Raw genomic sequence first — 13,035 nt, forward strand, 5'->3', positions numbered from 1 at the left:
CCAATCCCCATTAATGCAAACCGATCCCAAACCAGGAACACTATATATAGTTGGCACACCCATTGGTAACTTAGAAGATATTACCTTGCGAGCGGTGCGGATTTTGCAGAATGTGGATTTGATTGCCGCAGAGGATACGCGCCACACGGGGAAATTACTACAACATTTACAAGTTAAAACACCCCAAACAAGTTACCACGAGCATAATAGTAGTAGTCGCATCCCAGAATTAATAGAGCATTTGCAGGGTGGAAAAGCGATCGCTTTAGTTAGTGATGCGGGTATGCCAGGAATTTCTGATCCGGGGTATGAATTGGTGAAGGCTTGCATTGAAGCAAAGATTCCCGTAGTTCCCATTCCTGGCGCGAGTGCAGCGATTACGGCGTTGAGTGCGGCGGGACTACCAACAGATAAGTTTGTGTTTGAGGGGTTTTTACCTGCGAAAAGTCAGCAACGACGAGAACATTTAGAGACTTTACAGACAGAATCTCGCACTATAATTTTCTACGAATCGCCCCACCGTTTACGAGATACTTTACAAGACTTAGCAGATATTTGGGGAAGCGATCGCCAAATTGTGATGGCGCGGGAGTTAACTAAATTGTATGAGGAATTTTGGCGGGGAAGTATTGGCGATGCGATCGCCCACTATCAACAAAAAGAACCCCAAGGTGAATATACTCTAGTATTAGCAGGGAATCCCCCCAGTCAACCCCTACTCACAGAAGCACAACTCAAAGCCGAACTAGAACAATTAATGCGTCAAGGTATATCGCGATCGCAAGCTAGCCGACAATTAAATAAATATACTGCCCTTAACCGTCGTCAAGTTTATCAAATTGCTCTGGCGATTGATCTCAATCCTGAATAAAAAACCTTAACTAAAAGGGAGTTGATAATTCTTTCATTACCAATACCCAGTCCCCAGTCCCCAGTCCCCATCTTTGCTAGGCTAAACTTATAGGAGTAAGAGATTTACTGCCATGTCTGTAGCCAAAGATTTAACAACCCCAGAATATGTTATCTTTCCTCCAGGCGATTTATACAGTGATGAGCCAGAGTTGGAAAGTTATCTACATTTACAGCAACTAATCCTGTTATTAAACACCTTAGAATGGTGGTGGCAAGACCGCAATGATTTTTTTGCTGCTGGTAATCTGACTATTTTTTACAGTCCGAAACAGCTTAAATCTGAACACTTCCGAGGGCCGGATTTCTTCGTGGTGTTAGGAACAGAACGCAAACCCCGTAAAAGTTGGGTTGTCTGGGAAGAAGAAGGTAAGTATCCCAACGTGATTGTAGAACTACTATCAGATTCTACTTCGTCTACTGACAGAGGCTTAAAAAAACAAATCTATCAAGATATATTCCGCACGCCGGAATACTTTTGGTTCGACCCCAATAATTTAGAATTTGCTGGGTTTATTTTAATGGGTGGTAAATATGAGCCAATAGCACCCAATCCCCAAGGTAGGCTATGGAGTCAGCAATTAGAGTTATATTTAGGGGTTGAACAGCAGAATTTACGTTTTTACACTGCTGATGGGGAAATCGTACTCACACCAGAAGAAGTTGCAAGGTTGGAGATGCAGCGCGCTGAACAAGAAAAACAACGCAGCGATCGCTTAGAGGCGAAGCTGCGTGAATTAGGTATAGATCCAAATACTATTTAATACTCAAGAGATGCTTACTGTTCTTCGGGAAATACCCATTTTGGAGGTTCTGTCATTTTTCGCCTGAGACGTTCTTCCGCAATTGCTAGCATTTGGTCTAACGAAGTCTCAGCGATAAATTTTGACGCAGCCTCTCTATACTCAATGTTTGGGCATTTCTCCCCTAAAACACAACCGTTAACGCAGGCTTGAGCGCAGTTAATTTTCTGCTCCACTGTCAATTCCTCTCTGATTTGAAAATAAGGATCGGGGACGAATCAATTTAAAATTCAACAACTTGTGGGGACTGGGGACTGGAGACACTTCTCTGCGAGACGCTCCGCGAACGACAAGTGATACAGTGAGCCTGTCGAACTGCTCAGTGCATCGCTGGGGACTGGGGACTGGGGAGTAGTTAAAAGGGATTTTTATTTCCTTTGTTTGTTATTTCTACTTTCCAGGTAAATTTTACCGTGCTATTTGAGATCAAATTAGTCTAAATATTTACGATTTTAAAAAAAGTCAGGAAGCCCAAAAGTCAATGCCCAATGCCTATAGCGTTTCTTGATCACATGAGGTATATCATAGCCCCCTCCTTGCTTGCGGGGAGGGGGTTGGGGGTGGGGTTCTTGTACCTAGCTAAAGCGATAACCGCTATAATGCCCAATCCCTGCTACGCTCATATATATGCAATTTCTTGCTCAAAAGGTCGCTCATGTCGGAATTGTTGGCTATAACTGGAACTATCGCCGCGATCGCTACTGCTGTTGTCCCCCAACAGGGTAGTGTGGGTATTGTGCGGGTGTCTGGTTTCCACGCCATAGCCATTGCTCAAACTCTGTTTTATGCTCCTGGAAAGCAGGTTTGGGAAAGTCACCGCATTCTCTACGGTTATATTCGCCATCCCCAAACGCAACAGATGGTAGATGAAGCTTTGTTACTAATCATGAAAGCACCCCGTTCTTACACCCGTGAAGATGTGGTGGAATTTCATTGTCATGGCGGGATTATGGCAGTGCAGCAGGTATTGCAGTTGTGTTTGGAAAATGGTGCAAGGCTCGCACAACCTGGAGAATTTACCCTCCGCGCCTTTTTGAATGGGCGATTAGATTTAACTCAAGCCGAAAGTATTGCTGATTTGGTGGGAGCTAAATCACCCCAAGCTGCTCAAACTGCTTTAGCTGGGTTACAGGGAAAATTAGCCCATCCCATCCGTCAGTTACGCGCTAACTGTTTGGATATTTTGGCAGAAATTGAGGCTCGGATTGATTTTGAGGAAGACCTACCCCCGTTGGATCATAAACAAATAATATCAGATATTGATGGCATTGCCACAGAAATCACCAAATTATTGGCAACTAAAGATAAAGGTGAACTGCTGCGTACAGGGTTAAAAGTAGCAATCGTTGGTCGTCCGAATGTGGGCAAATCTAGCTTGTTGAATGCTTGGAGTCAGAGCGATCGCGCCATTGTCACTGACTTACCCGGTACAACCCGCGACGTGGTGGAATCTCAGATAGTAGTGGGGGGAATTCCGGTGCAGGTGCTAGATACAGCAGGCATTCGGGACACAGTAGACCAAGTAGAGAAGATAGGGGTAGAGCGATCGCGTCGTGCTGCCAACACAGCAGATTTAGTCTTATTCACCATCGATGCTGCCACAGGTTGGACAGATGGCGATAGACAAATCTACGAACAAGTACAACACCGTCCGTTGATTCTCGTGATTAATAAAATCGACTTAGTAGAAAAGCAACTCATTCATACTTTAGCATATCCCCAGCATATTAATCACATTGTCCACACAGCAGCAGCCCAAAATCAGGGGATTGATTCCCTAGAAACAGCAATTTTAGAGATAGTTCATACAGGTAAAATTCAAGCTGCTGATATGGATTTAGCCATTAACCAAAGACAAGCTGCTGCACTCACACAAGCTAAAATTGCTTTAACACAAGTACAGGTAACAATTTCCGAAAAATTACCTTTAGATTTTTGGACAATTGATTTAAGAGGTGCAATTCAAGCACTAGGAGAAATAACAGGAGAAGATGTAACTGAATCTGTACTTGATAGGATTTTCAGTAAATTTTGCATTGGTAAATAATATAACTAAAATATATATGTCTTTTATTGATGAACTTAATCATACCAACGTCTTAATCATAGGAGCAAGCCAAGGAATTGGGTTAGGCTTTATAAAAAAATTGCTCCAAGATGGCAGAATCAACAAAATTTATGCCACTTATCGCCAACCAGAATCAGCCTCTGAATTAATAGATTTATCTGAACAATATTCTAGCCGTCTAACTTGTTTGATATTAGATATTACCGATGAGTTACAAATTGCTGAATCTATAAAACAAATACGCACTCAAATAGATAAATTACATTTAGTAATTAACTGTGTAGGATTGCTACATGAAGGTGATTTGCAACCTGAAAAAAGTTTAAGACAAATTAATGCAGACAACTTATTACGTTACTTCCAAGTAAACAGTGTAGGTGCTGTACTATTGGCTAAACATCTTTTACCATTGTTTCGCCATAATGAGTCTGCTGTCTTTGCTACCATATCAGCTAAATTAGCCAGTATAGGTGATAACCAACTTGGTGGATGGTATGGCTATCGCGCCTCTAAAACAGCACTTAATATGTTTATGAAAAATGTGGCGATTGAGTATAGTAGAAGTTGTCCTCACACGATAGTTGTAACTTTACATCCTGGTACAACTGATACACAACTTTCTCGTCCGTTTCAAAAAAATGTAGTTCCCGATAAATTATTCTCAGTTGAACGCACTGTTACCCAATTACTAGCTGTCATTGAACAACTACAAAAAGGTGATAGCGGACAATTTTTCTCTTGGGATGGAAGTAGATTACCTTGGTAGTGTCTCAATTACTTAGAGTTTTTCAAGATACAAGCAAAAGTGAATCTTCCAGTAAACTCATCAAAATAGGAGCTACATTGACCAAATTTGTTACTGAAACTTTGATTTGGTGATGCTTTTCCCAATTCAACGCGGATTTTAGCACCAGCATTATCAATACTAATATTAGTGGGATTATTGTCCGTGTCCTTGGGGGTAGAAATTTTAACACCACCAATTATATTAGCTTCTTCTTCTAAAGTTAGTTCAGCCAATAATTGTCCATTAGACATAATTTGATGTGACATAATTATTTACCTCTTAAAAATATCTTAATGATTTGAATATAAACATTGTTTGTTAGTAATTCATAAATCTCAAGAGAGAAATTAAATTCAGTCTTTTGATACTTGCTATATTCATATTTTTTATACTAAATTCAATGCCGATTTTTGTAGAGTGGGCAATAATTTAGTTATAAGATGTGATGCGTAAAACCCCCGACTTTATTTTGAATTTTGAATTAATTCATCCAGGGGTTGTACACATCACCAAATTCATCTTTTCCCTTAAGGATATAGACCCCTATCATTTAAGGCTTGAGCAACTCTACCCACTCCCAGAGTATAAGCTGCTAACCTTAGAGGAACTTGCCGCACTTTGGACTGTTGAATCACATGATGATATGCTTGCACCATTAAGTGTTCCATTTCCCGATTGACACGTGCTTCATCCCAAAATACGTAAGAAAGACCTTGCACCCATTCCAAGTAACTTACTACCACACCACCAGCATTGGCTAGGATATCTGGTAGGACAGTTACACCCTGCGCCTCTAGAAATTGGTTGGCTTCCAAAGTTATTGGCCCGTTAGCAGCTTCTGCAATGATTTGCGCTTTCACTTGATGGACATTTTCTGCTGTAATCTGGTTTTCTAAGGCGGCGGGAATTAACACATCACAGGGTAAAGTTAGCAACTCTGCATTACTAATAGGTGTTACTTGTGGGAAACCTATTACACTTTTACGATTTTCGGCAGCATAAGCTTTTAATGCGGGAATATCAAGACCATGAGATGAATAAACCCCACCCGTAGCAGTGGAAACAGCAATAATTTTTGCTCCAGCTTGGTAGAGTAATTCAGCTGCTGCGCCTCCCACATTCCCAAAACCTTGGATAACTACTCGCATTCCCTCTAGAGATTTGCCTATATCTGCTAATGCTTCCCGGACGATAATCATTACACCGCGTCCGGTAGCCATTTCTCGCCCTAGTGAACCGCCGATAGATAAAGGCTTACCAGTGACAACTCCGGGTACAGAATGACCCACATTCACTGAATATGTGTCCATCATCCAAGCCATTTCACGGGCGGAAGTTCCCATGTCTGGGGCGGGTATGTCTACTGAGGGGCCAATATCTTTAATTAACTCGCTGGTATAGCGGCGAGTAATCCGCTCTAATTCGCCCACGCTATAATTTTGCGGATCGATCGCAATACCTCCCTTTGCACCACCATAGGGAATACCCAACAGCGCACATTTCCACGTCATCAGCATAGCTAAAGCCGACACTTCCCGCAGTGTGACAGCCGGATGGTATCTAGTTCCGCCTTTGTAGGGGCCTAACACATCAGAATGTTGTACCCGATGTCCTGCTAAGACGCGGATATTACCATTATCTAGCTTTACGGGAATGGAAACTGTCACTACCTTGCGTGGGTGACTAAGAATTTCTAGTACACCTTGATCTAACCTTAATTCTTTCCCGGCTGCTTCTAAATAACTACAAGCTTGGTCAAATGGACAAATATGTGCTGGAGTAGCAGCTTCTAAAGGAATGATAGGGGTTGAAACCATAAGATTTTCTCCTAATCGCGGTTTTTGGCGAACCGGATACATATATGCCTAGCTTATCCCGCGTTTTCAAGAAACATGAGAATTTTGTAGTTATTGTTACAATTTTATTTTAATTTTAGAAAACCACAGATTAAAGGCAAAAATAATTATTGACTTTAACCTATGGTTATAAACACTTAGGGGATCAATTTGCCACAAAAATTTTTGAGGTAAAATTACCGTGCAGGCCATAGGGGATATGATGTTTTAGATGTAGTCGTGCAATCGCATCTTTTGCTAAATCACGAGCATCCAAAATCACCACATCTGAGCGATGATGAGCAGCATCATAAACTAAAGCTAGCAACCAGCCATCATCTTCTGTTTGAGCATTGGGACGCGGGACAAAAATCGGCTCACCTATAAAACCACGCGGCGCAGCACTCCAAAGTTGTCTTTCTCCAGACTCTAAATCAATTTTTAGTAATGCTTGCAGTGGTGCATTACCAGTTTCTGCATGACCTGCACCTATATAAATATATCTGTAGGCGCGTCCTACATGGTCAGGATGTATGCTGGAAAATTCACAACAACGACTCTCAATTAAATTGCGTTCTACTGTCTCATCTTGAAGATTAAGATGAAAACGCCAGATTTGACCAGGAAAACCCGCATCAAAATCAACTTGACGAAAATCGCTGTCTGGTTCTACTTCTGGTAGTGAATCGTAGCAAATAGAGTCAATATAAATTTCATTCCCGACAGCAAAAGCATTAACGTGGTGAAACACAAAACCTGCTTGTGTTTCCAGAATTTTTATCCCTGTATTTTCCCCTTTTGGAAAGCGAGGGATAACTATAATTCGAGTCGGTTGATTTGGCTGGAATTTGATACATTCCCCAGCTGCACGTATACCCAAAGCGAAAGGTATGGGATTAAAAGCGACAGGGTTTTGAAAAAAGATACAGTAATCAGGAGTAATGACAAAATCGTGAATAAAACAAAATCCCGGAACACTATGAGCTTGTTTTCTGAGAACTTTACCTGTTGGGTCTAATTCAAAAATTGTAATTGTAGTAGATAGTCCCGGTTTAATAGAAAAATTAACTAAACAAGGTGCGCCATCATCTTGAATACAATTAGGGTCAATGCGAGGATGTGCGCTAAAAGCTTCGCCCTCTGACAAAACTCCATTAAAGTATTCTTTGCCTAAAGTTTCTAGGGTGTAAGCATCGAGAAGATGGGGTTCACAAGCTTCCCATAGTGCCAAAAGTTTATCACCCCAATAGATAACGTTGGTGTTAGCAATATTCTTGATTTTGAAATTAAAGATATTAGCTAACAAACCCCCTGGCTTTTGAGTACCAAATACACCACGATAGAGAATTTTTCCGGCTTTTTGTTCTGCTAGATAGCCTTCTGTACGCACAAATTTATTACAAAAATGGGCGCGACCATTGACAAAAGTGATGCGGCTAATCATCCCATCCCCATCAAAAGGATGATGAAGACGCTGACCGTTGATATCAAGTAATCCTGGCCCATTTCTAAACAATGTGCCTTGCAGTTCTTGAGGGATTTCTCCTTCTATATCATCAATCCAATAATCAAACTCTTGGGTAAGGGATTCGTATCCTCTCTGCCAATCTTCACGAGTATAGGATTTTTCTAAAATTGCTGTTTCTGGAATTTGAAAACTCTGCATATTATTTGAGTGGTGAGTGCTGAGTGCTAAGTGCTGAGTGGTGAGTGCTGAGTTTTGAGTTTTGAGTTTTGAGTTTTGAGTGGTGAGTGCTGAGTGCTGAGTGGTGAGTGGTGATTTTTGAATATTTTTGCCTACTCAGCACTCGGAACTCAGCACTTTTCATTCAACTGTTTCTGATTCAGGTTCTCGCAGCATTATTTCTGACATCAAGTTGGGTATTAATTCTATTTCTGCTTGTGAATCATCAGCAGGTAGCCAGTTGAGAAAAGGCAATGGTAGTAAGGTGCTGAGATTAGTAATCAGTACCAAGAACCAAAGGGAATCAAAATTGCTTTCGGTGATTCCTAGCCAGTGCATAATAATAGCTCCAAACTCGTAGGAAACCATGCCGGCTAAATTTGATACTGACATCAACAATGCAAATAGGCTGGCTTCTACTCCTGATGGGCAAAGTCTCGCAGCTAAGACTAACACAGGCATATAGGCAATTTGTCCCATAACTGTGAGAACCAAGCTATCACCCAAGCTAAACCAGTGGTCATCTATGCCTAAAGCTCGGTTTGTGTGTGTCACCAGTAGCAGCATTGTCATTCCCAAGGCGGCGGAAATCACTGTACTCCAACCAAAAATTACTCGGAAGGGAACACTTTTTAAGAAGCGTTGAAAAATCCAAACACCAATTAAAGCCGCGAAACTTGTCACCAAACGCACCCGTCCTAAAAATTCTGGTTCAAAGTGGAGTTCGTTGGTGCTGAAGAAGAAAAAGGCTGCATCGGCTGTTGGGGTAGCTTGCCAGATAAAGACAAATGCTGTCGGTAGCCAAATAGTTTTTTGGGTAATGGCTTGCCGTAGCTGTCCTATTTGATGCTTAATGCTGAGAGTGTTGGTTTTATCCTGAGCGTCTTTGCTAACAGGTGATTCAGCAATCAACCAAGCTACACCTGAAACAATCAAAGGGAATGCAGCAGTAATCCAGAATACAGTACGGGTTGTAAAGTGTTCCAGGAGCAATCCACTAAAATATGCTGTGATTAAGCCGCCTAATGCGGAAGCACCCCAACATAATGATTGTAGTGAACCGGCATCGGCTTGAGATTCTACCCTGGCTCTTTCCACAACTAACGAGTCAACGATCACATCACTAACGGCAACGGAGAGAGAACCGAGTGCGATCGCAAATGTAGCTGCCCATCTATCATGAACTATGGTCGCTAAACTTACCCAGGATATAGCACCGAGTATCCCCGATAGCACCAAGTATGGCCGACGACGGTAGCCAAATATAGGTAAACCATCAGACATAAAACCAAATAGGGGCTTGATAATCCAAGGTAGGGCGACAATTCCCAATAGTGCCGATACCTGTACAGGACTCAGTGACAATTCATCTTTAAGGAAAAAACTGACGGCTAAACGCGCTAACCCCAAAATTCCTTGGACAAAGTAAACGGTAAGAATGGCGATTAACTCGGCACTAGGTTCATTACCGAAGAAGATTTTCTCTTTTATTGAGTCCTTGACCTTCTTGGATAAGCCAGGGGAGTGAATCAGCATTTGGTGAATATTTTTTAAGTTTTATCGACTTTTATATCATATCGATTTCTCTGAATATGCGTTTTATTTGGCAATTATTCAAATTCTGAATTTTGCCTACCATCAACACGAATCTCCAAACCGAAACTTTGATTTTCAGCGATCGCATCAACGTGAGTTAATTAAAGTGTAGATTCACCCAATACAACAGCAGCATTCTGTCCACCAAACCCAAAACTCAAACATAATGCTTGCTGAATGTCAGTTTTATATGCAGTCCTGACTATGTTTAAATCAAATTCTGGTTGATTTAATCCTACAGTGGGTGGCAAGATATTATGCTTTATAGCTAACAATGTGAAAGCTACCCCCAATGCTCCCGACGCGCCTAGGGTATGACCCGTAGCCCCTTTAGTTGAACTAATTGCTACTTGATGGGAAAATATCTTTTCTATGACCATACTTTCTATACGGTCATTTAGCTGGGTAGCTGTTCCGTGAGCATGAATGTAATCTATATCATGGGGTTGTAGGTGACTGCGTTTTAAAGCTTGTTTGATAGCTGCGATCGCTCCCCTACCTTCTAAGTCTGGCTGATTGGGATGATATGCGTCTGTCGTTAAGCCAAAACCCAAAACTTGACCATAAATCTTTGCTTGACGCTGCTGGGCTAATTCTTTTGATTCCAAGACAAATATAGCCGCCCCTTCACCCAATACTAAACCTTCACGGTGTAAATCAAAGGGGTAAGCACCAGTTTTAGCTAAAGCACCCATCTGTTGAAACCCTGATATAGTCAAGGGTGTAATTGGTGCTTCTACAGCCCCTGCGATCGCTCTTTGATATTGTCCTGTTTGAATCAAAAATGCTGCCTGAGATATTGCCCAAATTCCCGTAGCACAAGCAGCCATCGGTGCTAAAACCGTTCCAGTTGCACCAATTTGTCTTGCAGCTGCGATCGCGTTCATATGGGGTAAAATCTCTAACCAATCCTCTAATTTTTCTCCTGTATAGAGGGATTGGTTAGGACATTTTGCATACATATTCCTTGCTAAATTTTCCCAGGATGCCTGATGGCTACGACTTGAACCAATCACTACAGCACATTCAGGTAAATGTGTCAATAAACCAGCATCTTTTATTGCCGCATCTACAACCTGCTGGGTCAATATTCTCAATTTGGCGGGTGTTTGACTAATCAAGCCTAGAGGTAGTGGCGCAAGTTCTGGAAAAAGCTGATATAGGCTAATTCCAGACTTCCCAACAATTAATTGTTGCCAACTCTCCTCTAGGCTCGTACCCAAAGCGGAAACTAAACCAATACCAGTAACAACAACTTCAACCATTTTGGAGCAGAGAATCAGAGGAGACAAGGTAGCATTTAGTTTTCATCCTCATTACCCCTTATCCCCAATCCCCAATCCCCAGTCCCCAGTCCCCAGTACCTATTTTAAATTCTCACTGCCTTGAGTGACTTTAGCAGAATCAATGCGATCGCCTTGTTGAATTTTGTTAACTACATCAAAACCGTCGGTAACATAACCGAATACGGCATAGTTACCATCTAAAAAGCCTAAATCTGCTAAAGCAAAATAAAACTGAGAGGAAGCAGAATCTGGTGGCTGCGATCGCGCCATTGCTACCGCACCTTGTTTATGCTGTAACTCTGGTGCTTTCGTTACACGGGCCATTTCCAATGTCTTGCTATAAATTGGGCTAGACTCCCCTTTTGGCTTAATTTCTAAGGGGATACGACGCTCACTATTAGTTTTTGCATCAATGTAGCCGCCTGTTCCCAGTCTATCTACTGGAACTTTTGGATCTTTACTTTGAGGATCGCCACCTTGGACTACAAAAGGTTGAGGTTGGCGTACAACCCGATGAAAAACAGTGCCATCATATACACCCTTCTGCACCAAATCAACAAAGTTGCCAGATGTGATAGGGGCATTTGTACCGTCTACTTCGATGGTAATTGGTGAGCCATTAACTGTCATCACCACCGTAGCTTTACCTTCAAGACGTGGTAAATCTTTCATTCCCGGAATACTCTCACTTATGTTATCTGATACAGATGTTGCTTCAGTAGTAGTTGTCGTGGTGGTTGTCTCGGTCGCTGTTGATGTTGGCGAAGAATTAGAATTAGCCTGCTGTGTAGAACAGCCGCTCAACATCAAAGCACCGACGATCAAAAATGCAACCAAGAATTGTGAAACTTTTAACCGCATTGCTAATTACTGACTCAACCAGTGTATCTTAGCTTCTTTTGGCGAATAGGGAATGGAAAATGGGGACTGGGGATTAGGACTATTGAGTTCACTGAGGTACTAATTCCCCGTCCCCGATCTGTATTTACTTACAATCCTTCCAACGGTACTTCTAAAAAGCGGGCTAACTCTGCGCCTTGGGTTTCTAACTCTGCTAATGACATAGGTTGTCCTACCCGTGTTAGGGGGATATCTCGGCGACCTTTAAGACGGAGATACAAAGCACGGCGAGGATTAAGACCTTCTTTAATATCTATTTGTACAGATTGTACGTCTTGAATGCGGGAATCAATTTCAATCCGGCGATTTTTGCCAGGAAATCCCCAACGAAAGATTTTGAGTGTGCCAGTTTCTCTATTGAAATCATTGTAGCCGCCCCCTAAGTCCCAGAGGATAGACAGCCATAGGTAAGATGCTAAAAGTAAGCCAGCCGAACCATATAACCCCATTACCAATCCTTGGGGGAAAAATACCAATTGAGTTGGATCGGTAACTATGAGAAGATTTACGTTTAAATAACTCGATATCCCTGCCAAGAAAAAGCCTGTAGCTCCCATTGTCACAATAGTTGCCCACCAGTAGTTGCTAAACCTACGAGAACCGAGAACTTTTTGATGCAGAAGGCGATCGCCTTTGTTAACTGTTGTTGATCCAGTCATTGAACTACCTTGGCCTGTAAGTGCTTGCCTTTAATTAAAAGTCTGCCATTTTACCAGGATTTCTTGCAAGTTAAATATTAAGCATTGAGCATCGAATTTTCTCCCTCCGCTTCCCCCATCCCCCATCCCCCATCCCCTATCCCCTGTCACCTGTCCCCTGTCACCTGTCCCCTGTCCCCTGTCCCCTGTCCCCTGTAATAAGATTTCTGAGAAAAGTTGTGTCAAATTGTAAAAATTCTGATATTCATAGTATTTAGTAGGTTCATGTTAAATACTTGATTTCCCTAGGTGGGTTTAGCGAAAACCCCAACAATGTGATAAGTTAAGAAGCATTAAGTTACCACAAGCTAGGTAACTAGCTCATGGTACGTGTAACGACATAACCCTGAGAAATGTCAGCTTGAAGAAGTGGTCAAATCTCAGAAACTCAGCAATTATAAGCTGCTGAGGTTGTCAAAAAAAACGTTATTTCCTCGCGGCAGTCGCTTAAAGGATAAAATTCCCAGAA

12 protein-coding genes are annotated in these 13,035 nt (G+C 41.9%); 4 read left to right on the forward strand and 8 right to left on the reverse strand.

Annotated elements, in window-relative coordinates; translation table 11 throughout:
• The first annotated feature begins 13 nt into the window (after positions 1-13).
• Positions 14-871 (forward strand): 16S rRNA (cytidine(1402)-2'-O)-methyltransferase, encoded by an 858-nt coding sequence (rsmI, locus tag L6494_RS21195; RefSeq protein ID WP_237989735.1) that lies wholly within the window; start codon positions 14-16, stop codon positions 869-871.
• A 112-nt stretch (positions 872-983) separates the two neighbouring features.
• Positions 984-1,673, forward strand: a complete 690-nt coding sequence (locus L6494_RS21200; protein ID WP_237989736.1) for a Uma2 family endonuclease — start codon at positions 984-986, stop codon at positions 1,671-1,673.
• Positions 1,674-1,687: 14 nt separating this feature from the next.
• Here the strand turns inward: L6494_RS21200 and L6494_RS21205 are convergent, their stop codons facing one another.
• The gene (locus tag L6494_RS21205; protein ID WP_237989737.1) at positions 1,688-1,888 is read right to left on the reverse strand and encodes a hypothetical protein; all 201 of its coding nucleotides are present in this window, start codon (positions 1,886-1,888) and stop codon (positions 1,688-1,690) included.
• A gap of 479 nt (positions 1,889-2,367) precedes the next feature.
• Here L6494_RS21205 and mnmE point away from each other — a divergent pair, with 479 nt between their 5' ends.
• Positions 2,368-3,759: a tRNA uridine-5-carboxymethylaminomethyl(34) synthesis GTPase MnmE gene (gene mnmE / locus L6494_RS21210; RefSeq protein WP_237989738.1), complete on the forward strand. Its 1,392-nt coding sequence runs from the start codon at positions 2,368-2,370 to the stop codon at positions 3,757-3,759.
• 16 nt (positions 3,760-3,775) lie between these two features.
• Positions 3,776-4,546 (forward strand): SDR family NAD(P)-dependent oxidoreductase, encoded by a 771-nt coding sequence (locus L6494_RS21215; protein WP_237989739.1) that lies wholly within the window; start codon positions 3,776-3,778, stop codon positions 4,544-4,546.
• A gap of 8 nt (positions 4,547-4,554) precedes the next feature.
• Here the strand turns inward: L6494_RS21215 and L6494_RS21220 are convergent, their stop codons facing one another.
• From L6494_RS21220 to L6494_RS21250, 7 genes are all read right to left on the reverse strand, one after another.
• Entirely contained in the window at positions 4,555-4,833 is a 279-nt protein-coding gene (locus tag L6494_RS21220) for a hypothetical protein (RefSeq protein WP_237989740.1), read from the reverse strand.
• 261 nt (positions 4,834-5,094) lie between these two features.
• Positions 5,095-6,384 carry a Glu/Leu/Phe/Val family dehydrogenase gene (locus tag L6494_RS21225; protein WP_237989741.1) on the reverse strand — a complete coding sequence of 430 codons (1,290 nt, stop codon included), beginning with the start codon at positions 6,382-6,384 and terminating at the stop codon, positions 5,095-5,097.
• A gap of 184 nt (positions 6,385-6,568) precedes the next feature.
• Positions 6,569-8,068, reverse strand: coding sequence for a carotenoid oxygenase family protein (locus L6494_RS21230; RefSeq protein WP_237989742.1), 1,500 nt, complete (start codon positions 8,066-8,068; stop codon positions 6,569-6,571).
• Positions 8,069-8,227: 159 nt separating this feature from the next.
• On the reverse strand, positions 8,228-9,622 hold the full coding sequence (locus L6494_RS21235; protein ID WP_237989743.1) for a folate/biopterin family MFS transporter: 1,395 nt from the start codon (positions 9,620-9,622) through the stop codon (positions 8,228-8,230).
• Between the two features lie 161 nt (positions 9,623-9,783).
• On the reverse strand, positions 9,784-10,947 hold the full coding sequence (locus tag L6494_RS21240) for a beta-ketoacyl-ACP synthase (RefSeq protein WP_237989744.1): 1,164 nt from the start codon (positions 10,945-10,947) through the stop codon (positions 9,784-9,786).
• Between the two features lie 99 nt (positions 10,948-11,046).
• Positions 11,047-11,829: a peptidylprolyl isomerase gene (locus L6494_RS21245; RefSeq protein WP_237989745.1), complete on the reverse strand. Its 783-nt coding sequence runs from the start codon at positions 11,827-11,829 to the stop codon at positions 11,047-11,049.
• Positions 11,830-11,957: 128 nt separating this feature from the next.
• Positions 11,958-12,527, reverse strand: a complete 570-nt coding sequence (locus L6494_RS21250) for a photosystem I assembly protein Ycf4 (RefSeq protein WP_237989746.1) — start codon at positions 12,525-12,527, stop codon at positions 11,958-11,960.
• Positions 12,528-13,035 lie beyond the last annotated feature (508 nt).

The sequence above is a fragment of the Nostoc sp. UHCC 0870 genome (genome assembly GCF_022063185.1).
Taxonomy (GTDB): domain Bacteria; phylum Cyanobacteriota; class Cyanobacteriia; order Cyanobacteriales; family Nostocaceae; genus Trichormus.